Raw genomic sequence first — 21,755 nt, 5'->3', positions numbered from 1 at the left:
AAGCACTTTACAACTACGACCATTACCTTCTCAAAATGATTATATGAAGTTTATTCATCTAGTAATTTAAATAGTCTGCTTCTAAGCTTACTTGTTTGGACTGATCATGAATAATGTCTTTAATATTTTTCTCTGCATAATCAAAGCGTGAATGATCGAAAAATTCATAGCCGTTTTTTTGAAAATTACCAGGGTGATATTTACCTGCCAAATCGTATATACCGTTAAATTTAATTTTGCTTATTTTTCATTACACCATTGTCATATAGTGTATCTTTAATCCAGTCACTCATCGCTGCCCTACCAAATTTCCATAATTTCTTTAACTTCCTCTGGGTCTGGGTTAAGAACTCCATCTGATACGCTTTCAACATCTTTTTTAATTGGGCCCTAACCTTCTAGATGACTAGCCACAATAACTCCTCTTAGCTCAAAATACATAGCTTTATCAGACACATAAACGCCCTGAATAGTTTGTTTTTCATCGTTAATATCAAGTTTATATTCTTTGGACTGTAACATATTTAATAGATCGCCTGCTCTTTCATTTAAACCAGATGCAAAGGCATTAAGCACTCTTACCGACCAAGTTTCAATTGGTTTAGCTACATTAATATCCCAAAATTTATCCTTCAATTACTGACATACATTATTTGTTTTTTAATTTTCTTCATTTAGCCAGTAAAATCTACCGTCATCCGTTCTCTTTAAAAGATGATTTTCAATTAAATCTCGCCTTCTAGTAACATAATCAGCCACATAACGCATTAAAATTAAATTTACTTCCTGCTCAGAATATTTTTTTGCTGGTTCAAATTTAGTTGCCAAATATTGTAAAATCAACATCCGGTTTTTAGCCTTACCAGGCCAAACTTTAACAACTCCATCATCAATATAGCGCATTAATACTTCTTTATTCTTCATTTTCTCCATTTAAATTAATTATCCGATCAAATAATGATTTTTCAGCAGCAGAAATTTTATGAGCCACTTCAATTACTGCCAAATTAGGCTTTTTTAATAACGTTTTATGAATTGCAAGTGACAGTTCCGGATCAAGTGCACTAGTAGCTTCATCAGCGAGCAATACTGGCCGTTCAGAGAGAAAAGCACGCGCAATTTCAATTCTTTGTATTTGTCCCCCAGATAAGTTTGCTCCTTTTTCACCAACCTGATAATCCCAGCCTTTTTCATCCACGAGTTCAGTTAGTCCTGCCGAATCGACTGCTTTAGCCAAATTTGCTGGGGAAACTTTCCGCCCCAGTAAAATATTAAATTTGATTGTATCATCAAAGATAAATGGCTTTTGGTTAACGTAACTGAAATTATCGTGGGCTTCGGCCCAATTACCCGTGACATCTTCACCATCAATATAAACATGACCTTCACTAGGTTTAATTTTACCTAATATTAAATTTAACAACGTAGTCTTTCCCCAACCACTTGGTGCCATGAGCAAGATTTTTTCATTAGGTGCTACGGTAAGATTAAGATGAGTGAAAATCTCTCTGCCACCTTGACTGTATGTTGCATCTTCAACTTTCAAACCAGTAAATTGACCAGTTTTCGCACTTTTAGTACTGTCAGCTGAAAAAGACAGAGCCTGTTCTACTTTATCCCACATCGGCTTAGTAGACTTGATTGCATTCAATTGTTCAAAAATATTAACTATCGGGTTAATAAATTCATTAGATAGTTGCACTATCATAATTAAAGTACCAACACCGATTTGACCTTGCAGCATTAAGATGGCACCTACTAGAAAGGGTAAAATAAAGCTAAAAATATCTGCAAAAGCCATAATGACTTCTCCCGCTGCAGCTTGTGTGAAATTTAAGTTCTTTAATGCTTCTTCCATTCTTTTGGCACTATTAACCACTTTACTAATAGTCGAACTTTGGGCATCGTATAAGCCGACAGTCTGCGCTCCGTTTAACCCGTCATTCACACTCTGAGTGTATGCGATGTTATTTGTCTCCCAAACTTTTGCTTTTGCTTGAATTGTTTTGGTAAAAGCCCTTTGCACTAGTCCAGGAATTAAAGTAGTTACCATAAAAATTAAAGTTAAAATCCAGGAATTGATTAAACCAACTACTACTGATAGCAAAAAAGAAACTAATTCTGCAATGATCATTAATTCATTTGTAGTCTTAGACGTCTCAATCTGTTTAAGATCGTTGGTCATCAGACTTAAACCATCCTTTTGTGAATCACTGCGCTGTTCAATCAGATAGCTCATCGTTTTGTCTTTAAGATAAACATTGACATCTTGAATAATAGCGCACTTGATATAACGGTACACAAAATTAGACAACATAATAATTAAGATTGTTGCAGCACCAATGCTGGCAATTCTAATTAAATTGCCACTATCGCCTTGACGATATTGCGCTGCATTTAACATGATCTTAGTGACATATGCAATTACCACATTGCCAAATGCCATTACTATTGCTAAAAGTGTGTAGGCAACGAGTTTCCATTTAGGTGCAAATTTTAATGAAGATTGCATTTTTCTACTCCTTCTTTATTATTAAAACGGTTAAGATATTTTTTTGATTAAACATATTAAAGCATGAATTATTTTTCTCGCTTTTTTATTTCTCATATATGAGAAAAAAGTGCATAATATCTTAAAAAGGACGAAATAACATGCATTCAGGAATTGAATTTAAACAATTAAGGAAAAAACAGCATATTACGCTTAAAGAAGCAGCTAAAGGCATTTGTTCCATTCAAATGCTTTCCCGCTGGGAAAATAATCAAGGCCATATGGATTTTAACCGGGTATTAAAACTGTGCGAAAGAATTAGTTTATCGGCAACTGAATATATTGCGCTTGCTAAACTCGACCCGCAGGATCATATTGCGCTTATTTTAGAAGAATCTTGGAGTAACCACGACAAAAACTATTTGAAAAAACTGGCTCAAGCGGCATTAAATAAATACGAGTCAAGTCAAGATCCTTTTGACCTCGATTATGCAGCAATCGCCTGTAGTTTGTATTATAAAACTTCACAGCATAATATTTTTCCTATAGCCCAGCAAAATGAATTAAACCACCAATTAAGTAAGATAACTGTTTGGGGCCATGAATTTCTTTCACTGTTTGCCAATGTTATACCTATTATTAGTCCTAGAATTATTTACCAAATCTCTGTTCAGGTTATCAGCAATATTTCTTTTATTAAAAAGGCAGGAGAAGGTACATTTCATTTTAGTATAGCAGCATTATTTGAAGCTGTAATTGGCTTAATTACAAATAGTCAGTTTAAATTTGCAGATAAACTGCTAACACGAATAAACCAGATTGACTTACCAGATAATGAAATGTTGTTAATTGTTGGGCGCAAATTTTTAAATGCAATTCTTACATTCCACAATACTGCCAATGATGAAGCAGCTGTCTCAATCATTCATTTTTTAACTAATATGGACATGCAAACTACGGCTGCTTATTTTCTGCAAATATTAAATCAGGTTAAAGCTTTAAACTAATCATAAAATTTATTAAATAAGTCTTCGATATCAATTCTTTCAACTGCGTATTGAATATCGGCTTGCACTAGGTTTACTAGCAGCTGAGTCAGCTTATCCGGGGTAATTTCTGCCAAAGGAACCAGTAGCAAATTATTTGGCAGAGTCTCGTAATGATAATCAGATAGTAGCGTAGTCGTTTCAGGGGTAGACTGCATCTTTAAATACCGTTTATTTTGCTTTTTATTGTCTAGATCTTCAATAATGTGTCCTTTACCCATAAACAAGACCCTGTCAGCATACTGCTGCAAGTTAGACAAAAGGTGTGAAGCCATAATGATCAACTTGTTTTCATCCTTTAGTTTAAGAAGCATCTGTGAAATTAAAGCTACGTTCTGTGGATCAAGTCCATTCATTACTTCATCTAACAACATTACAGGAGAATCAGCTGCTACTACCATTGCAAAACAAAGTCGCTGTTTCATCCCCAAAGAATAAGTCTGCACCTTCTTATCCACGTAATTTCCCATTTGCAAGTCACTAATTATTTGCTCAACGGGCTTTTCAGAATTGTGCCAAAGATCAGCGTATAAATTAAGATGATCTCGTCCAGTCATAAAGGGAAACAGGTCGCTTTGTTCAGGAAACGAGCAAATTTCCTGGTGTAATTTAATCGTGTCTTTTTGTGTTTGATAACGTGTATTTTCATATTCAACAAACCCTTTTTGCGGCGTCAGATTATGCAAAATAACGTTGATCAAGGTCGACTTACCAGTACCATTAGGCGCTACGAGACCAACGATCTCGCCCTGCTTAAATTCCAAGTTAACATCGTCTAAAACAACGTTCTTAGCAAATGCCAATGTGACATCTTTTATTTTTAACATTTTAATCACCTCGTCTAACTAAAGGGATGCTTTTAATTTGCGTGAACAAAAACAGTAAAATTTCAATGACAAGTGCCAGACAAATGAGTGGCCCTAAGCCAGCAGTAAAGCCCCATCCGGGTGCATCCATCAAATAAGCCAAGTTGCCGGTAATACTGTCACCGATAGAAAAATAAGTCATAGGCCATTTTTCCAAAAACGGGTAAACAAAACCCATGCCCAATGAGAAGTAAAGCATTTTCGCACTGATAGCAAACAAACTGCTAAGCATGCCGGCAACATATTCGTTACGCAAAACGATTGATAGCAGAATTGTCAACCTGATAAAGATAAACGAAATAATGATTGCAAAAATGATAAACTGCAAATAATACATACCTAGTGTTTCAGTCCTAAAGGTTGCTTTGAAGTTTATTTTGCCTAAATAATCAACAGTATTTAGGCTTAATGATCCCAAACCATATCTAGGTGCTATACAAAGAAGAGCAATTATCCCAGCTACTACAAAGTCAAGCAAAACCCCTACTTCAACAACTCCAGTTTTCAACCATAAAATGGTACGTTTACTTAAAGGAATATTTTCCAAGACCGTGTAATATTTCCTGTCATTAGTCACAATGTCCGCAGCAAAGAAACAAACTATCACTACCATTATTAAGACTGCCCAGCCAGAAAGGGAGTTTTGAATTACTTGTAATGCTGTGCGCTCTTCCAAAATGTTTTTATTCAGCTCTGTTTGCTTATCCTTTTTACCGGCTAAAAGTGCGTTATACAAGTGATACGTCCGTTGATAGCCAAAATGACCATCCTGCTTAAAATTATCATTTTGATTGTACGCAGCTGGATACAAAAAGTTTTGGTTACCTTCCACAAAGATTAACTCGTCAATATATTGATAACGAGCACTGGCGTATTTAGCATAAGCATCCCAGTCTTTTTTCTTTATAGCAAGCAATATTTTTTTATCATAAGATAAGACCTGTGAGTAAGTACTGACAGCGTCCACTGCCCCTTTGCTAGGAATAGAATAATAACCTGGCTTCTTGGAATAAGCAATCTCTTGCATAGCCACTTTTAAAAAGGCCGTGTCATCAATATATTCCTTTCTGATAGGTTTGGCATCGGCCTGTTCAATTACCTGGCGGTTAGGCACACTGACCAGACTAAAATATAAAGACATAATCACAGTAGCAATAAACAGTCCAATATTTTTGGGATTAATCAAAAAAGCCTTCAACTGAAAGATGAAATAACGCCATTTCATCGTGCAATACCTCCTTTATTAACCAGGTGTCTGAACCAGATGATCAAAATAAATGACCAAACTAATAGGATACAGCCGCTGGTGACAAGGCTTAGCCCTGCAAATCCAGTTTTACTTGCCACAGTGCCATTAAGCACATCATTAACATTTAAATATGCAGATGGCAGCCAAACAATAAATTTAAGCATTTTGGCAGGCAAATACGTTAATACATATAGAGCAATACCAATAAAGGTAGTGAGATATACATTTTTAGTCAACTGGTTAAGAAGTAAAGTTAAACTGGTCACAAATACTACCAATACTGCGGTATAAAATAAAAAGAGCAAACAATCCAGCCAGACAGGGATTGCTATTATTTTATTAAAGTAAAAAACGTTAGGATAATTTAAACTGCGAAAGCCATTTCGTAAGCCGGCAAAAAGATATGCACCAACTAGTCCAATAAGTAAAGGACCCAAGGCTAAAGCCAAATTGATCATGGTTTTGCCTTTAACCTCATCTTCTACACGATAAGGGATATTGCGTAAAACCGTATCATGATCCAACTTAACCATCCACACATCATTAGAAATAAGCAAAATATAAAAGAAAATAAAAATAGCCACAAAATTGAGAATATAGATTAAATAAGTTGCTGATGCCTTTGAATTCATAACTGCAGGTATATGATGACGATAAAGATATTTATACGTAACTAATCTTTGATGCAATTGATATTTGGGCGGAACGTTCAATGTACTGGCTCCCAGATAATTATTTCGGTAGCCATCTAACATGGTTTGAAATAACGTGATCGACCCGTCTAGATAAGTTTGTGGATCACTTAAAACTTCCCCATTTTGCAAACTGAAAATACAACCTTCCTGGGCATTTAAATTGTCATAAGTCTCTTTATATTCTTGTTTGCGTAATAAACTGCTGTCAAAATAACTGATATTAACCTCAAGAGAATCATAGTATGAGCGCCACTGACGGTAGTTATCTCCCAAGTTTTGAGCTTCAACCACTAGTACAAAGAGAACCATGAATAAAACCAAAGCGCCCATTAACAGAATATTTTTCTTTGATTTGCGTGCAATAGTAAAATTTGCCTTGAAATAAGTTCCTTTCATGAAAATGCCTGCCCGATTTACTAAAAATGAAAAGTAATTAACAATGATTTTATCATATTTTAATTAGCTTTATTATAGCTAAAAGCAATAACTGCATTACTTTGCAAATATATTTTCAATTGTATAGTTTGTTTATTTTTAAAATAAAGCTAATTTATTGTACGCTATTTATAATAACAAATTTATAAGCACTATAATATTTGCAATGAACTCAGCACAATTGCATCAACGATAATTGGAATTAAGAAAACAGGTGAATTTAGCCTTTAATTTTTATCATAAATAAAAAAACCGATAAATCATCGTTTAAAGCGTAATTTATTGGTTTTTGTCTTTTTACAACTATTTATTTAAGCGTCAGCAAATAATTATACCCATCATCAAAAGCTATATTGTTCGCCAGGCGGTTTCCCGTATTACTGTAACCAGTAAATTTAAAGGCTAAATATTTTGCCTGACTGACTAAGGTTTTATCTATTTGCCATTTGATTGGTAAAATTTGCAAAGACTGCAAATGAGCAATATCAGTTACGTCCTTAGCAGCCACTACATTTTTAGATTCATCCAGTAATACCAGTTCTGCGTTATTAATTAAAACTGGAGCAGCCAGGCCATAATTAGTTAGATTAACTTGATAGTCAATATTCTGCCCATCTGCTTGATAGCTAATATCTTTAACTGCTAAGCGGTAACCCAGATAATCCCTAATATATTCATACCAAGAACGACTTATTTCATTATCATTAGTATCTTTAAACCATGATTTTTGATATGGTAATTTATATTGGTCTAAAAGTGCAGGCGTTACTAGTTGCCGTTTCCAAGCACTCAAAGAATAGTCTTTGCCATCTTCTTTGTAATTATGAGCTATACTCAATGAAGTAAAATGATGAACTGCAAGACGGTGAGCAATCAGTGGTGCAGAAATTAACTGACCGTTATTGTCTGATGCATTGGCAGAACCCCAAATCATTTCACCGTCAACCGGTACAGTCTGAGATTGTTCTGCCATCGCCTTCCATTCAGCAGAATTAGGGTCTGCACCTGCAGTATTCCACACATGAGGGCGACCAATCAAGTAATCATCATGAAATCCAACTCTTTGCCAGTCAGAACTCTGGGGATCAACATTTCGTGACTTGATATTGTAATATCTGACTTGGATAAATAAATCTTTAGGAGTATTGGCTAATAATGCCTGCAGAATTGCTTTTTCATTCATACGGCTACGGGCTCCGCTGTCCCATTCTCCCCAAGCTCCAATAAATCCAGCTTGTAAATTAGCTATTTGATCACGATGCTGAGCAATCCAGGGAGCTAGTTGCTTAATATGTGCAACCACTTGCTCAGTTGTAGGTTCCTGAGATTTGGGATGAGCATCATCCCAAATATAGGCAAAACGTAATACAGCCTGTAAATGGTTTTGCTTCAACTTTTGGAAATATTGATCCATATTATTAAAGGCAGTTTGATCTAGTGGCTTATCTTTATAATCAGTCAGATAAAAGTATACTTGTGCAAGTCGCGGATTATCATCAGCAAATGTAGCTATCGCATTTTGCATTTGCGCTATTCCTGTTTTATCCGCATTACCCCATAGTCCCATGCCGGTTTTAACATTTAAATTTAACTCTAAGCGAAAGCCACGATCGCTATTGTTAGCCATTTCTTGATTTTGCTGCTCTGTTAGAGGCTTTTCGTCATATTCAGAAATAGTTGCAGCCTTAACTGAACACAAATTTTGCTGATTTGAAATAAAAGTAACCCTAAAAATGCAGTTATTAAAGTTAGCTTTTTAAATATTTTTTTCATGAGTTATTCCCCAGTTACAATTTAAACCAATTAATACCATCTGCCCACTGACAAACATTGGCAAGACGTGCTGTGCTGTTATTAGTAGCCTGCAGCCTAACTCCAACTTTATCAGGTTGATTATGTTTTATTAACGGGATAACCGTATTTATTTCTCGGTTAGTTTGTAAAGCACCTTTTTCAACGAAAGCCTTACCAATAATATTCTGCTGTTGATCTACAGCAAATAACTCTATTTGTTTCAAAGCCAGAGGAGCGGCGAAGCCGGTATTCTTCAGTGTGAGATAAACGGCAGCATTTAAAGTGGAGTTATAACTAATTTGTTTAACTTCTAAACGGTAGCCTAAATAATCTCGCAAATATTCAAAATAATTACGCTCAATTGTCTGATTCTTTTGATCCAAAAACCATGATTTTTGATACGGCCAATGCTTTTTATCTAATAAATCAGGCGTAACAGGAACATGCTTCCAATATTCAAATGAGCCCATTTGAGGAAATTTAAGCCCCTCTGGTTTGCCAGTTCTTTTTAATTCATTTTCTAAGGTCACATTATAATATGAATTAGTTTTTATCTCATGGTAATTATGCGCAATACTTAAGGTAGTAAAATGATTTTCAACCATTCTTTGTGTGGTCAATTCAGGATCTACGTATTTTGTTTTTAAATACATAGGATTGGCAAATAACCAGATACTTTCGCCATCAACGATTGTCGTTTTTGAATCTCTTATTAATTGTTGATACTCATTCGAATCATGATTTTTACCCGCTGTATTCCACTCATGTCCAATACCAATTAAAAAGTCATCGTGAAAACCAATTCGTTGTTCATTCTCTTTTTCAGCAACACCTATATTACGATTTTTTATATTTAAATAACGTACTTGTACAGTTAGATCTTGAGGAGAATTTAACAGCAAACTATGTAAAATTGCTGATTCATCAGTTGTCTCACGAGCATGGGCAGACCATTCTCCCCAAGGTCCAATAATGCCTGCCTGTAAGGCATGAATTTGCTTGCGATGTTCGTAGAGCCAGCCAGATAACTGTTCCAAGTGCTGCTCTACTCTCTGCACACTAGGAGCCTGTCTATAAGGCCTTTTATCTTCAGAAATATAAGCAAAACGAAGCAATGCTTTTAAATTTAATTTAGCCAGCTCCTCAAAAAATGCACTCATATGGTTAAAAGCTTGTGCATCCAGTGGATCATGCTGGTAACCTGTTAAGTAAAAATAGACTTGTACTATTTGTGGGTGATCGTCTGTATACAGTGATGCTTCTCTTTTTAACGCAGCAATAGCATCTTCATCCGCATATTCATATATGCTCTTACCCGTTTTTACATCCAAATAAACTTCAAAGCGAAAACCGCGATCAGGGTTTGTGAGTAAAATCTTCGTTTGATCTCCACTTAACTGCTTAGGATAATAATTTTCCATTTTTTCCTCCCAAACTAATTACCAGTACTTTCTCGCAAAATTAGTTTAACTTCCAGTAGCGTAGTAGTAGCACGCGCCTTATTTTCTAATATATCTTCTCTAATTAAATGGACAGCAGTTGTACCTAGGTCCTTTTCTGGAACTGAAACTGATGATAGTCTTGGAATGTAATATTTAGACATCTGAATATTATCGAATCCAATAATATGATAATCTGTTGGAGCACGAAAACCTTTTGTGTACAATTCTCTCATTATTCCAATTGCTATTTGGTCATTTCCAGCCAAAATTCCCTTAGGAAAAATAGGTAATTGGACAATTTGTTTACCTGCTTGAACGCCATCTTCAATACTCCAACCAGAAGTACTGATTGAGCATTCATCCTGATCATGCAGCTTCATCCACTCTCGGTAACAATTTAAGCGAACTTCACCTTTTGCCAGAGTCTTTTCTCCTTGCAAGTTAGTCATATAACGCGGACCGCCAACATATACGATATTAGTTTGGGCAAACTTTTCAAGTTGTGCTAAAGCTTCTTTTACCCCGGCAGTTAAATTAGCATTGACTAGTTTTACGGAATTATTTTTATATCTTGCCTCAATAATTACAATATTAGAGTTCAATTTTTTTAATTCAGTAATGGCTGATTCGGACAGACTACCGATAACAATCACGCCGTCCCAATAATATAGTCCGTCCCAAAATGAATTATCCAAAGATTTATTCAAATAGTAGATCGAACTTAACGTCATTTTCTCTTTTTTAAGTTCTTCAATAATCCCCTGCTTTACTTGCTGATAATACGTATATTCTGCTACTTGGTCTAAATTCATAGTTGTCAGCACGCCAATGATGGGACTCTTTTTACTTTTATTTTTTGTATGATAATTTAACTTTTTAGTAGCTGCCAAAACTTTTAAACGCGTTTGATCAGTTACACTTAGGGAAGTGTCATTATTTAAGATTCGTGAAACTGTACCAGCCGAAACACCTGCTAACTGAGCTACCTGTCTGATATTAGCCATTTTATTTTCTCATCTTTCATATTTGGTTATTATAACAGGTGCTATTAAAATTCGTTTTAAAAATATAAACTTTAGAACCTGATAATCTAAACACAATCTGCTATTACAGCATTTTTGCAATTATGCTATCAAATATTTTTTGTAAATCAAAGAAAATACGGTTGTATCATTATTGTCAATACATCCGCGTTTTCTCAATTTACCCGCTTAATTTTGCAACAGGCTTTTTTCAGCAGATAATCTGATTATATTTAAATTTCTATGTTTTATGCAACAACTTTTAAATTGAATAAAATAATAGCCAGTATTAGAACAAACCAAGTTGCTCTAGTAGAGTTCATATGTTTACGATCAAGCAGCCAATAAATAAAGGCAACTAGTAAAACAGGCAGAAGCGATGGCATAATCTGATTAAAGATATCCTGCAATTTCATCGAAACTTTTCCAGCTCTAAAGATAAACGGAATCTTTAACGTAATAACAGTTGGAATCAAAGCTCCTACAACCGTTACCCCCAGCAAAGTTGCTGAGTCAGTCAGTGCATTAAGCTTAGAACTCATTGAAGTAACTAAGTTGACACCTTGCTTGTAGGCAAATGGCATCCAAGTATAAGCCCAAATGTAGAGAACGCCTAATGCAACCATCCATAAAATAGCACCAAACGGGTTGCCTTTAAGAGCCATGTATGATGCAATCGCACCAAAAATAGTGGATTGAACGGTACCTAATAAGGTGTCACCTACAGCAGCAAATGGTCCCATAAGTCCAGTTTTAATACCTCTTACACCATCAACTGAATCAATTCCCTCTTTTTCTTCCAGAGCAATGTCGACACCTTGGATAATGGAGCCCATATGCGGACTGGTATTAAAGTACTCAGACTGCACACGCATCATTTTCTTCATATCTTCAGGCTTATCACCATATAACTTACGTAAAATTGGCATTTGTGAACCAACATAGCCTGGAGCCATCATAGTTTCGTAGTTCCAGCTTAGTGCGGAGGTAAAAATCCAGCGTAAGTTAGCGCTACGAATATCTTTTTTAGTTAACTTATGACTCTGTGTTGTCGTAGTTTTTTCAGTAGTATTATTCTTCATCACCGGTAATTACTCCTTTATCATCAACACCCATTTCAGCAGCTTTTTCTGTATCTAAGCCATTGCTACCGCTACCAGACTGGTTTTTGTCATGAATGATAGAATTATAATGATTAATGGCAAAGCCGACTCCGACAAGTGCAACACCAAGCATCGGTACGTTTAAATAAGCAGCGGCTACAAAGCCAAAAATCATGTATGCACCAAATTTCTTAATAGGCAAGTAATGCATTAAGATAGCAATACCAACTGCTGGTAACATAGTTCCGGCAGATTTTAATCCACCCATTAGCCACTGTGGCATATAGTTCAGTACATTTTTGACAAATGCTTCACCAAAAATCAACACTAACAGTACAGGAACCGATCTTGAAAGCCCCCACGGAATAGCCCCATAAAGACTATTTCGTACAACAGCTTTATCATCGTTACGATCGATTGCCTTATCTATTCTGTGTGCAAAATAGGTATTAGCAAAACGAGCCAAAATATCAAGTTGCACCATCAATAGACCCACTGGAATAGCAACACCAATACCATAGTTAATGCCTTTTCCTGAAATATGCGCAATTGCAGTACCTATGATTGCTCCGGTGGCATAATCAGGAATCGAAGCACCACCAAAAGTACCGACACCTAATATCATTAACTGCAATGTTGCTCCTACGGCCAAACCTAATTTCATATCACCAACAATTAGTCCTGCAATTAATCCAGCGTTAACTGGGTTACCAAAACCAATACCAACTGTGATAATTTCATTGATTTGGAAGAAAGCAAACAAAGACAGCAAAATTATTTGAACTACACTCAATGAATTCATTATTATTTCTCCATCCGTTTATTTAATTCAGACATAAAGTCTTCTCTAGGATCGTTTGGCACCATCTGGTGATAAAGCTTTACTCCCCGAGCATCAAGTTCTTTAAAAGCCTTTATTTCTTCGTCATTAACTCCCACGCTCTTGAACAATTGCAGTCTGCCTTCACCACTTGGCAAGTTACCAACATTAACTTCTTTAATTGGTACACCTGCATCGACCATCTTAACCAGAGCCTCTGGTTCACGAGTAATAATAAATATTTTTTGGTCAGCATAGCGTCCTTGAACAATATTGTTACTTGCACGATCTGGTGGCAAAATACTTAAAGCTGCTTGAGTGGGACGAGCTAATTTTAAAGCTGTTTTTTCCAAGTCATCCTTAGATACTTTATCGCCAACGACCATTAAGCGTTCTGCACCTAATTGCCCAGTCCATACACGAGCCACTTGACCATGAATCAAACGGCTATCAACTCTCACATTAACTAACTGCACAATTCATTACCTCCTTCTTGTTATCGCTTACATTTACTTACACCAAAATTATAGTTTATATATTTTGTTTTGTAAACATAATTTTTTTTAGTAAACAAGATTGACATTAACCTGTTTTATTAATAAGCTAATCTTAAACATCTATTATTAAAGAAAGTGTAACGGTATGATTACAGTTCAACGATCAAAAAGTAATATTTCAATGGGCAAACCCACAACTGTAATAGTTAACGGTTTAAGAGTAGGAGGTATTGCGGCTGGCTATGCTTTAAAATTAAATTTAAAAAAAGGGGACACGCTGCAACTAACTCAAGGCCTACTAAATCGCTCAGCCAAAATGATTATTAATAATACTGACGCTCATTATAAAGTTATTCCGAATCCAAAATCAGCAGGCTTAATAGCTGTTATGATTGCTGCTTTATTATTAATTCCGCCTATGATTAAAAGCTATGTCCCTTTTTCACAAAATGTTTCAGCAATTATTATCTTTTTAATCTTTTTGTTTATTGAATTAATTTTTAATTTCCGGAGTGGTTTACTTATCGAAGAAATTTAATTAAGTGTCAGCAAATGTTGCAGTTTTAACTTTTATATGCAAAAAAGCTTATTTTCTTTTTCAGAAAGTAAGCTTTTTGTTAACTATGACTCTTTTCGAAATATAAATTCTAGATATAATTATTGAAATCAATTACAGCATCATAACGCTTTAACTCAGCCGACTCATAATGGTGAATAACCTCAATGAAAGTGAAGTCTGAATCAAACAAGTAATCATGAATTGCTTGAGAAGTTGCCTTATCTAATGAGGCATTGACTTCGTCCAGTAATAAAATTGGTCGTTTGGCTAAGATAGCCCTTGCCAGTTCAATTCGTGCTAATTGTCCACCGGATAATTGATCCGCATTATCACCTAACTGGTAGTCAAACCCTTTTTCTTTAACCAGCTGTCCCAGTTCTAAATGATCACAAACTTCCGTGACTTCTTCTAAGGGGAGGTCAGCACCCAAAGTAAGATTAAACCACAATGAGTCGGCAAAGATGACCGCGCTTTGGCTTGAATATGCAAACAAATTAGTAAAAGTACCGGGTTTAACGGCCTTTTGATTAAGCAACTCTTCTTGTGCCTGACCATAATCGCCATACATTAAATATTGGAGCATGGTGGATTTACCAGAGCCGGATGGTCCAATGACCGCAACTTTTTGTCCTTTTGCAACTGCAAAATTAATTTGACTAGCTAATTCTTTATCCTGCCGTTTTAAAGTCAGATTTTTCACTTCTAATTGCTTAAAGTCATCAGTAGCAACACCGTTTTGCGGTTTTTGCTCACCTTTAGCAATAAACTGATTGATCTTGTTAACGATACCCTTAGTGGTAGATAAATTGTTTCGTTCATTTAAAATTTGCAGGATAGGATTAACAAAAGAATTAGAAAGCTGAGTGATGGCAAATAATGCTCCTAATGTTATTTGACCATTGACTACCAATAATGTCCCAAAAGCAAATGGTAGTAAGAATGCACTGGCAATCGCGATAATATTAAGGTAGGTATTAGTATTATTATTCAGCACATTCATTTTGGCCAGTTTTTCTTCCAGACGTTCAACGGCACGCTTATTTTGCTTAACAGCATTGTCTTGCTTGCCGTATAAATTAAAAGTTCCAGTACCAGCTAAAATATTTTTGGTTTGGCTGACATACTTGTCGTTAGCCTTAGTCCAATCACCTGAAGCCTTTTGAATTGGTTTTTGAAAAAAGTTGGACACGATTGTAGGGATTGCTGAGCCCACGAAATAAATCAAGGTAACAAACCAATTTAAATATAAAGCATAACCCAGAGCCAAAATAACGGTATAAGTATAGATCAGAATTTCAATTTCAGCTTCATAACGATTAGTTTCTAATAACTTAAAGTCGTTAGTTAAAAAACCTAAATTAGCACTATCTTCTTCTTTATTTAGTAGCATTCCCTTTAACACTTTAGTTCTTAGCTTAGTGTTAATCTGCTTAACTGCATCGGTTTTTAAGTAATTAAATAGTAAGCCTGAAATTAAGATTAAAGTCAGCGCTACTATGATCTGCATCACTAAAGAAGGTAAGACTGAAAATTGTCTCTTAGTTGCCATATTGATCAAATTGCTAAGCATATAAGCAGCAAAGATATTTAAAGTACTGTATATCAAACCGAAAACATTGAGCCAAAAGAATTTTAAATGTGAATAGTTATGGTAAATCATTATTTTTCTCCCTCAGTTTTGTTAATAATTTTTTCATTCATTAAAGATGATAAATTAATTAAACTTGAGAAGAGCCGTGATTACAATACTATTTAACTAAGAGGTCACTATCAGGAAAGCAAGTGGAAAAAATTTTGTACTAAAATGCAGAACTAGTTTTATATCCTCATAAATATTTAGGCCTTACTAATTTCTAAGTTCATTGGTAATACCTATAATCATTTCAATTAGTAATAATAAGTTCCATAAGACGCTTAAAGTAGCGGCAATGGTTGTCAATATTATGACCAGTGTCGTAAAGCCTTGAGCTTCATACATGAACGCTGCGCTAGTTATAAAGACCAGGCTGAGAATATAAATTAACCAGTTAGCTATTTTATACATTTGGTGATCGGTTTTCACTGCAATAAACTCATCACGCTCGTCTTCATCATCTTTATCTGTGCCCACAGTTTTGGCTTTATAATAAAGATAAAAAGCAAAACTAATAGCAAAAACTGCATAAATAATATTTTTCGGTATATCGGTTTGCCTGCGGTGCTGCAGAACCTCTAAACAGATCAACACCAACTCAAGAAGTGCTAACAATATAAAAAAACACGCTGAGAAATAATATTTGAGCTTTCTTTTCTTATTCTTTTTCATTTTCTAAGTACTCCTCTAAACAAAACAGGGTTGCAATATCAGTTCTAAAAATTCGTGCTAGTTTATACGCCAAGATGAGTGAGGGTTTGTATTTACCCTTTTCTACTGAGATAATCGTTCGTTCAGTGACACCCACTTTGATAGCAAGTTCACGCTGCGTTAAGTGCAGCTTTTTTCTATTTTCCTTAACTAAATTTTTGATAATCTCACCTTCTTAGCAATGTGAAGTATGCTTCATGTAGTTAGCTTCATATTATACTGCAGTAAAAGAAAAAAACCAAGCAAAAACTTGGTTTTTTATTCATGATTATTTTTACTAATTAAAAATTATTTATTAACTTGGTTTAATGGCTTATGATCCCTTAAATAGGAAATAAGATTTTGTGAAGCTTCAGCAGCAATATTCGTGCGGGCAGACAGTGTTCCTGAACCTGCATGAGGTGACAAAATTACATTATCTAGTTCGCATAAAGCTTGTGGTACTTCAGGTTCAGTTTCATATACGTCTAAACCAGCTCCGGCAATGTCACCGTTCTGTAATGCAGCAATTAAATCATTTTGTTTAATCAGCTTACCTCGAGCAACATTGATAATATATGCTGTCTTTTTCATCTGCTTAAATACTTGAGCATCGAAAACGCCAGTCGTAGAAGGAGTTGCCGGGGCGTGCAGGGTAATCACATCTGCTGTTTTAACAAGAGTAGCAAAATCGACATAATGAACATTCTTTTTTGCTTCTTCTTGAGAACTTAGCTGATGTCTGTTATGGTAGATGACTTTCATGCCAAAGACTTGGGCGTACTTGGCTACTTCAGAACCAATGCGACCCATACCGTAGATACCAAGTGTTTTTCCCTGGAGTCCCGTTCCCATATTTTCCGGTTTAGAAACATCAACCCATTTTTCAGTGCGAATAGTTTTATCATAAAAATGCAAACGTCTCATAGTTGCTAGAATTAGGGCAAATGTCATTTCAGCGGTAGGAATAAGAACGCTTTTAGGACAATTGGCAACAACAATTCCTTTTTGCTTTGCATAGTCAATGTCAATTTTGTCATAGCCAACGCCACTAGCAGAAATAATTTTCAAGTTAGTGCCGGCATCAATTAATTCACGGTCAGCCTGTGTCCCCATGAGTATCAGACCTTCATACTCAGATAGGTGTGCTAAAACCCAGGCTCTACCTTCTTTTTCTGGTTTACGGGTCACAGCAAAGTTTTTTCTTAACTCCGTTAAACCAGCTTCTGGCATTCTTCCTGTTACCAAAACTTTTATGTTACTCATATTCTAACCCTCCTTTGGTTTGTAAGCTTTTTTCTCTAGACTGATCATTATCTAAAAAGCTTTAAATTGAATTTTCACGTTAATGTTAATTATACTTTAGTATTTGTCTTTCATCAAAAAAGCCTGACAATATTTAAATCTTGTCAGGTATTTTCTCTTGTATATTTTCTGTTAGATTTATTAATTGCAGTGGCACTTTTTTAGAAATGTGTGCAAGATTTTTAAAAAGACTATTAGTAACTATATATATAATTTGACCTTATTTAATGATGCCATAATCTTTTTTAATTTTATTTATCTTGCGTTAACTTAAGAATTGCACTGACGGCTGATGCTGCAATAGCTGCTACAATCAACCAGCCAAGGGCATCTCGCGGTCTGTTATAGGTAATAATCGGTCCCATACTCCACAACTGATTTTTAGCGATGGCTACTGCAAAAATGCCAATCACGACAAGCCACAAAACAATTGCTAACACCATAGTTAGTCTTTGAATATTTTTCATTATTATTTTCTCCTGCATAAAAAATTATTTTGACTATTTTTCTAGCATCACGTACTGGACTTATATCTGTTTTAGCACAAAGCAGGAGTTAATTTTCTTAAAAAATACTTAATTTATAGTATATAAATTTTTGCTTGTTTGCCTAAATCTATATTCAACTTACTAACAGAATGATCCATTGCGCACATAAATGAGCTGGTCAAAGCTAAAAATATCAGTACTATTTTTTATTATTAATGGGCAGTATATAATGGACAGTAGTAGTAATAATTGGGAGGTAAAAATGAAATTTAAGAAAAAAATCATTACATTATTAGCACTAATTAGCGTGGTTGCCGGTTTTGGCATTGCGCATAGTTCTGTAAGTTCTGTACAAGCAAAAACCAATATAACCACTTTTCCCAAAAAGATGCGTGGAACCTGGTACGCTTATTTCAATAAGAAGAAAATCTTGAAAAAGACTTTTACTAAAAATAAGGAAATCACTTACGATACAAAGGGCAAACACATACGCTACTTACACAAACAACCTAAGGTTTTTCCTGAATCTAGTAAAAAGAATAAAGATTGGATTTATATTTCTAATATCAAAAAGGTAACTGGACATACTTGGTACTGTATAAATGACTATTCACCTGTTTTAAGTGGTGAATATTATGGTGTAGCTAAGTTAAAGGGTAACTGGGTTTTAGGTTCAGCCCTTGAACATAATAATACTTTTGAGAGTGATGACATTCATTGGTATCGTAGCCGTAAATTAGCTAAAAAGTTTAAGAAGCGCCACTACAAGGGTTTTGACTTTGCAATCAGTTACAATGATTTAGAATAGTAATTTAAATTATCACTTAAAAAGCCAAATATAAAACACTGATGAGCTATAAAGCATGTCAGTGTTTTTGATTAGTCATTGGGTGTATAAGGTATTTCAATTCTGAAATCAACCTGATCTGAATCAAAATAAGATTGAGTGTATTCAACTAGGCAGTCTGGTCTAGTGTATCCTAAATATTCAACATCTAAAATCAACTTATTCGAATCCATATTAAAGTTATTCAATAACGGATCACTGTCCTGAGTACAGGTCTTGATTTTTTGATGGAAAAGATCAGGCCTTAAATTTTTAAATCCCATATAGTCATATAATGAAATTTTACTAAAATCATAACGATGTGCGTCCTCAAACAGTCTAAAGGGAAAGTAAGATTTCTGAATTGAAAAGGGAATATCATCAAACTTTCTAATCCTGATCAACTCATAGAATTCAGTATATTTAGGAAAAATATCTGTCAATAAAGGAATATCATAAACCAGTTTGAAGGATTTAGTTTCACTGCTAGGGATGCCGCCTTTTATTTTTATTGTTTGACTCAAAGACCATGGTGAGTCATCCCCAGTATCGATTCTCCCTGTGTATTTTTCATGAAGCAAATATGTACCATCTCCAGGGCGCCGAGTTAAGACATGATCCTCCACTAAACTATTCAAAGCCCTTTTAATAGTCATTCGCGAAAAACCAAGTTGCCTAGACAAAGTTCTTTCAGATGGCAACCGTTGATTTAACTTTATTTTATTGTTTTCAATTAACGAGATAATTTTTTCTTTAGCAGCGACATACAAAAAATTCCCCATTGTTAATCCTCATATTCAATTTTGTCTGGAATTATAACTTCTTCTTCGTACCTAATAATCTGATTTTCATGTAAAATGTAATTTTTTTCAACGAAAACTTGAGTTTTTTGTTTTAATACCAACATTTGACTCTCTTCAGATGTTGGCCAAGTTAAAAGAATATTTTTCTTGATTCTATTAGCACTTTTTTTCTTATCTATTTTTAATTCCAAATTTAAATTACTCTTATTACTATTACAAAATTTTTCTTTATTCTCATTAATTAGTATTGCAGGTATAAATGATTTAATTATAGAAAATGGTTTATTTTGATATTTTAGCAAAAATATTCTTTGCCATACTGATCCTACTTGATCCATAAATAAATCGTCCAAAAAGTCACCTGGTTGTAATTTGACTGAAGTAACCAAACTGAGCAACCAATTTTTATTTATTTCTCTTTCCTGTGGGGTTAAGTAATTTTTCAATTTCTCAATAATCATATTTTTCACCGTTTTTAATAATATTCTAGAATTTTAAAAAGATGTCTGCATCTTATTAAAGAGTTTTTATAACATTTTATTGTCCTTAAATATTATTTATCCTATTTATTATTATACTAGTTTGTTAATTTATATAAAAAGCAAAGTTCAAATATCGGTTCTAAAATTGGTTCTAATTTTTGGAGTATTTTCAAATCTTCGCTACTTTCAATTGATTGCCCTAAAAGTCAAAGCTAGAATTAAATTAATTAGGAAATATGCTTCTATCAGCGACTTATTACTTCTATCATTTTTTCACCAACATATTTCTTAATTCATAACAATACATAAGAGGTTTAAAAATGAAAATTATTGATAATATTTACGACCAGCCTAATCGCTTACAAAAAATTCTGAATACACATGCTACTATTGCAAATGATTTAACTGAATTAGTAACTAAAAATCAAATAAAAAAAGTATATTTAACTGGATCCGGAACCAGTTACCATGCAGCTACTTTAATTGCTATGTACTTTAATAAATTTACTAATTTAGATGCACAGGCAATAATTCCAGGTAACTTTACTAATTATCTGCAACCTTCACCATATTTTAAGGCACAAGAAACTTTGCTGATTGGAATTTCTCAATCCGGAACTTCAACTTCAACTTTAGAAACTATTCGCAAAGCAAAAAAACTTAATTTCAATACAGTGGCTATCTCGGAGGAGACAAAAAGCAAAATTGCACAAGAATCTGATTTAGTAATCTATCTAAATACGGGTGATGAAGTCATACCTGTTGAGACTCGAGGCTATACATCAACCATTATGTTGGGCCTCCTGCTAGCTTTACATCTGGGTCTAGCTCAAAAGGTTATTACTGAAGAAAATTACAAAAAGTTTTTAACGCAAACTGAACAAGAACTAAAGAAATTACCTACTACATTATCTAATACAGAAGAGTTCTATTTACAACACAAAAATGAACTGGTCACAATGAAAAAGGGGGCAATTGCGGGATATGGCTACAACTATGCAACAGCTCTAGAAGCATATCTGAAAATGTATGAAACTTTTCACGCTCCATTAACTGTACACGAATTTGGTGAGCTTCTTCATGGTTATGAAATGGCCTTTGATTCTGAACAATATATTTTTCTAATTATTGCAAATGGTCCAGAAAAAGAATTGGCTAATAAGTATCTTGATTTTCTGAAACAAGTTACTAAACATTTATTTGTAATCACTGATCAAAATCTTGAGTTCATTCCCGAAGCTAAAGTCTTAAAAGTTCCGTCATTAACTTATGATGAATTATCACCTTTCAACCTTATCATTCCGTTTCAAATCATAGCTTCTCGTAATTGTGAAGCAATTGGCTATGACACTGCTAAATACCCGTTGAAAATTGAAAGCTTTGCTCATTTTTAAACAGAAAAGCTAGTATTTAATTAAGGCTAAATCCCGAAGTGAACTCGGAATTTAGCCTTTTATTACGATTTAAATTTCTACTCAAAGTAAAACCCTCAAGATTAAATTTAAAAAT

Annotated in this window: 24 protein-coding genes; 4 read left to right on the top strand and 20 right to left on the bottom strand. The window is 34.5% G+C overall.

Annotated features, from left to right (window positions below):
* Positions 1–230 precede the first annotated feature (230 nt).
* Genes JF75_RS10550 through JF75_RS00285 form a run of 4 tightly spaced genes read right to left on the bottom strand, consistent with a single transcriptional unit; the run spans position 231 to position 2,512 of the window.
* Positions 231–374: a hypothetical protein gene (locus tag JF75_RS10550; protein ID WP_167334197.1), complete on the bottom strand. Its 144-nt coding sequence runs from the start codon at positions 372–374 to the stop codon at positions 231–233.
* A gap of 16 nt (positions 375–390) precedes the next feature.
* On the bottom strand, positions 391–636 hold the full coding sequence (locus JF75_RS00295; RefSeq protein WP_052726831.1) for a hypothetical protein: 246 nt from the start codon (positions 634–636) through the stop codon (positions 391–393).
* Positions 637–660: 24 nt separating this feature from the next.
* Positions 661–924, bottom strand: a complete 264-nt coding sequence (locus tag JF75_RS00290; RefSeq protein WP_046331363.1) for a DUF2087 domain-containing protein — start codon at positions 922–924, stop codon at positions 661–663.
* Complete coding sequence (locus JF75_RS00285) at positions 914–2,512, bottom strand: ABC transporter ATP-binding protein (protein ID WP_046331362.1); 1,599 nt, start codon at positions 2,510–2,512, stop codon at positions 914–916. The genes JF75_RS00290 and JF75_RS00285 overlap by 11 nt, the downstream gene beginning before the upstream one ends.
* 140 nt (positions 2,513–2,652) lie before the next feature.
* Between JF75_RS00285 and JF75_RS00280 the strand changes: the two genes are divergently transcribed.
* Positions 2,653–3,498: an Rgg/GadR/MutR family transcriptional regulator gene (locus JF75_RS00280; protein ID WP_046331361.1), complete on the top strand. Its 846-nt coding sequence runs from the start codon at positions 2,653–2,655 to the stop codon at positions 3,496–3,498.
* Here the strand turns inward: JF75_RS00280 and JF75_RS00275 are convergent.
* The 9 genes from JF75_RS00275 to JF75_RS00235 form a co-directional block, all read right to left on the bottom strand.
* Complete coding sequence (locus JF75_RS00275; RefSeq protein WP_046331360.1) at positions 3,495–4,364, bottom strand: ABC transporter ATP-binding protein; 870 nt, start codon at positions 4,362–4,364, stop codon at positions 3,495–3,497. The two genes, JF75_RS00280 and JF75_RS00275, sit on opposite strands and share 4 nt — an antisense overlap.
* A gap of 1 nt (position 4,365) precedes the next feature.
* On the bottom strand, positions 4,366–5,628 hold the full coding sequence (locus tag JF75_RS00270; RefSeq protein WP_046331359.1) for a tellurium resistance protein TerC: 1,263 nt from the start codon (positions 5,626–5,628) through the stop codon (positions 4,366–4,368).
* Entirely contained in the window at positions 5,625–6,743 is a 1,119-nt protein-coding gene (locus JF75_RS00265) for a hypothetical protein (RefSeq protein WP_046331358.1), read from the bottom strand. Before JF75_RS00265 ends, JF75_RS00270 begins: the two co-directional genes overlap by 4 nt.
* A 346-nt stretch (positions 6,744–7,089) precedes the next feature.
* On the bottom strand, positions 7,090–8,481 hold the full coding sequence (locus tag JF75_RS00260) for a DUF4874 domain-containing protein (RefSeq protein ID WP_052726830.1): 1,392 nt from the start codon (positions 8,479–8,481) through the stop codon (positions 7,090–7,092).
* Positions 8,482–8,569: 88 nt separating this feature from the next.
* On the bottom strand, positions 8,570–9,997 hold the full coding sequence (locus JF75_RS00255; protein WP_052726829.1) for a DUF4874 domain-containing protein: 1,428 nt from the start codon (positions 9,995–9,997) through the stop codon (positions 8,570–8,572).
* Between the two features lie 14 nt (positions 9,998–10,011).
* The gene (locus JF75_RS00250) at positions 10,012–11,022 is read right to left on the bottom strand and encodes a LacI family DNA-binding transcriptional regulator (protein ID WP_046331357.1); all 1,011 of its coding nucleotides are present in this window, start codon (positions 11,020–11,022) and stop codon (positions 10,012–10,014) included.
* 266 nt (positions 11,023–11,288) lie between these two features.
* On the bottom strand, positions 11,289–12,122 hold the full coding sequence (locus tag JF75_RS00245; protein WP_046331356.1) for a PTS system mannose/fructose/sorbose family transporter subunit IID: 834 nt from the start codon (positions 12,120–12,122) through the stop codon (positions 11,289–11,291).
* On the bottom strand, positions 12,112–12,945 hold the full coding sequence (locus JF75_RS00240) for a PTS mannose/fructose/sorbose/N-acetylgalactosamine transporter subunit IIC (RefSeq protein WP_045927285.1): 834 nt from the start codon (positions 12,943–12,945) through the stop codon (positions 12,112–12,114). Before JF75_RS00240 ends, JF75_RS00245 begins: the two co-directional genes overlap by 11 nt.
* Before the next feature lie 2 nt (positions 12,946–12,947).
* Complete coding sequence (locus tag JF75_RS00235) at positions 12,948–13,439, bottom strand: PTS sugar transporter subunit IIB (protein ID WP_045927284.1); 492 nt, start codon at positions 13,437–13,439, stop codon at positions 12,948–12,950.
* Positions 13,440–13,605: 166 nt separating this feature from the next.
* Here JF75_RS00235 and JF75_RS00230 point away from each other — a divergent pair, with 166 nt between their 5' ends.
* Positions 13,606–13,998: a hypothetical protein gene (locus JF75_RS00230; protein WP_046331355.1), complete on the top strand. Its 393-nt coding sequence runs from the start codon at positions 13,606–13,608 to the stop codon at positions 13,996–13,998.
* Between the two features lie 109 nt (positions 13,999–14,107).
* Here the strand turns inward: JF75_RS00230 and JF75_RS00225 are convergent, their stop codons facing one another.
* The 5 genes from JF75_RS00225 to JF75_RS00205 form a co-directional block, all read right to left on the bottom strand.
* Complete coding sequence (locus JF75_RS00225; RefSeq protein ID WP_046331354.1) at positions 14,108–15,679, bottom strand: ATP-binding cassette domain-containing protein; 1,572 nt, start codon at positions 15,677–15,679, stop codon at positions 14,108–14,110.
* 186 nt (positions 15,680–15,865) lie between these two features.
* The gene (locus tag JF75_RS00220; protein WP_046331353.1) at positions 15,866–16,324 is read right to left on the bottom strand and encodes a hypothetical protein; all 459 of its coding nucleotides are present in this window, start codon (positions 16,322–16,324) and stop codon (positions 15,866–15,868) included.
* On the bottom strand, positions 16,311–16,526 hold the full coding sequence (locus tag JF75_RS10290) for a helix-turn-helix transcriptional regulator (RefSeq protein ID WP_046331352.1): 216 nt from the start codon (positions 16,524–16,526) through the stop codon (positions 16,311–16,313). Before JF75_RS10290 ends, JF75_RS00220 begins: the two co-directional genes overlap by 14 nt.
* A gap of 125 nt (positions 16,527–16,651) precedes the next feature.
* Positions 16,652–17,608: an NAD(P)-dependent oxidoreductase gene (locus tag JF75_RS00210; RefSeq protein WP_046331351.1), complete on the bottom strand. Its 957-nt coding sequence runs from the start codon at positions 17,606–17,608 to the stop codon at positions 16,652–16,654.
* Between the two features lie 290 nt (positions 17,609–17,898).
* Positions 17,899–18,114 (bottom strand): hypothetical protein, encoded by a 216-nt coding sequence (locus tag JF75_RS00205; RefSeq protein WP_046331350.1) that lies wholly within the window; start codon positions 18,112–18,114, stop codon positions 17,899–17,901.
* A gap of 283 nt (positions 18,115–18,397) precedes the next feature.
* Here JF75_RS00205 and JF75_RS00200 point away from each other — a divergent pair, with 283 nt between their 5' ends.
* Positions 18,398–18,943: a hypothetical protein gene (locus tag JF75_RS00200; protein WP_046331349.1), complete on the top strand. Its 546-nt coding sequence runs from the start codon at positions 18,398–18,400 to the stop codon at positions 18,941–18,943.
* A 71-nt stretch (positions 18,944–19,014) separates the two neighbouring features.
* Here JF75_RS00200 and JF75_RS00195 read toward each other — a convergent pair whose 3' ends face one another.
* Both JF75_RS00195 and JF75_RS00190 read right to left on the bottom strand, forming a co-directional pair.
* Complete coding sequence (locus tag JF75_RS00195; protein ID WP_046331348.1) at positions 19,015–19,743, bottom strand: GntR family transcriptional regulator; 729 nt, start codon at positions 19,741–19,743, stop codon at positions 19,015–19,017.
* Positions 19,744–19,745: 2 nt separating this feature from the next.
* Positions 19,746–20,225, bottom strand: a complete 480-nt coding sequence (locus JF75_RS00190) for a hypothetical protein (protein ID WP_046331347.1) — start codon at positions 20,223–20,225, stop codon at positions 19,746–19,748.
* A 341-nt stretch (positions 20,226–20,566) separates the two neighbouring features.
* On the opposite strand from JF75_RS00190, the gene JF75_RS00185 reads away from it, so the two are divergent.
* Positions 20,567–21,640: an SIS domain-containing protein gene (locus JF75_RS00185; RefSeq protein WP_046331346.1), complete on the top strand. Its 1,074-nt coding sequence runs from the start codon at positions 20,567–20,569 to the stop codon at positions 21,638–21,640.
* The last annotated feature ends 115 nt before the right edge of the window (positions 21,641–21,755 follow it).

It is taken from the genome of Lactobacillus kimbladii, assembly GCF_000970755.1.
Taxonomy (GTDB): Bacteria; Bacillota; Bacilli; order Lactobacillales; family Lactobacillaceae; genus Lactobacillus; species Lactobacillus kimbladii.
The sequence above is the reverse complement of the archived record's forward strand: the minus strand, read 5'-3'. Positions and strand labels throughout refer to the sequence as shown.

Bases quoted from the DNA above. Each gene is read 5' to 3' on its own strand.
- JF75_RS10550 (WP_167334197.1), bottom strand. From the start codon at position 374: ATGTTGAAAGCGTATCAGATGGAGTTCTTAACCCAGACCCAGAGGAAG.
- JF75_RS00290 (WP_046331363.1), bottom strand. From the start codon at position 924: ATGAAGAATAAAGAAGTATTAATGCGCTATATTGATGATGGAGTTGTT.
- JF75_RS00285 (WP_046331362.1), bottom strand. From the start codon at position 2,512: ATGCAATCTTCATTAAAATTTGCACCTAAATGGAAACTCGTTGCCTAC.
- JF75_RS00280 (WP_046331361.1), top strand. From the start codon at position 2,653: ATGCATTCAGGAATTGAATTTAAACAATTAAGGAAAAAACAGCATATT.
- JF75_RS00275 (WP_046331360.1), bottom strand. From the start codon at position 4,364: ATGTTAAAAATAAAAGATGTCACATTGGCATTTGCTAAGAACGTTGTT.
- JF75_RS00270 (WP_046331359.1), bottom strand. From the start codon at position 5,628: ATGAAATGGCGTTATTTCATCTTTCAGTTGAAGGCTTTTTTGATTAAT.
- JF75_RS00265 (WP_046331358.1), bottom strand. From the start codon at position 6,743: ATGAAAGGAACTTATTTCAAGGCAAATTTTACTATTGCACGCAAATCA.
- JF75_RS00255 (WP_052726829.1), bottom strand. From the start codon at position 9,997: ATGGAAAATTATTATCCTAAGCAGTTAAGTGGAGATCAAACGAAGATT.
- JF75_RS00250 (WP_046331357.1), bottom strand. From the start codon at position 11,022: ATGGCTAATATCAGACAGGTAGCTCAGTTAGCAGGTGTTTCGGCTGGT.
- JF75_RS00245 (WP_046331356.1), bottom strand. From the start codon at position 12,122: ATGAAGAATAATACTACTGAAAAAACTACGACAACACAGAGTCATAAG.
- JF75_RS00240 (WP_045927285.1), bottom strand. From the start codon at position 12,945: ATGAATTCATTGAGTGTAGTTCAAATAATTTTGCTGTCTTTGTTTGCT.
- JF75_RS00230 (WP_046331355.1), top strand. From the start codon at position 13,606: ATGATTACAGTTCAACGATCAAAAAGTAATATTTCAATGGGCAAACCC.
- JF75_RS00225 (WP_046331354.1), bottom strand. From the start codon at position 15,679: ATGATTTACCATAACTATTCACATTTAAAATTCTTTTGGCTCAATGTT.
- JF75_RS00220 (WP_046331353.1), bottom strand. From the start codon at position 16,324: ATGAAAAAGAATAAGAAAAGAAAGCTCAAATATTATTTCTCAGCGTGT.
- JF75_RS00210 (WP_046331351.1), bottom strand. From the start codon at position 17,608: ATGAGTAACATAAAAGTTTTGGTAACAGGAAGAATGCCAGAAGCTGGT.
- JF75_RS00205 (WP_046331350.1), bottom strand. From the start codon at position 18,114: ATGAAAAATATTCAAAGACTAACTATGGTGTTAGCAATTGTTTTGTGG.
- JF75_RS00200 (WP_046331349.1), top strand. From the start codon at position 18,398: ATGAAATTTAAGAAAAAAATCATTACATTATTAGCACTAATTAGCGTG.
- JF75_RS00195 (WP_046331348.1), bottom strand. From the start codon at position 19,743: ATGGGGAATTTTTTGTATGTCGCTGCTAAAGAAAAAATTATCTCGTTA.
- JF75_RS00190 (WP_046331347.1), bottom strand. From the start codon at position 20,225: ATGATTATTGAGAAATTGAAAAATTACTTAACCCCACAGGAAAGAGAA.
- JF75_RS00185 (WP_046331346.1), top strand. From the start codon at position 20,567: ATGAAAATTATTGATAATATTTACGACCAGCCTAATCGCTTACAAAAA.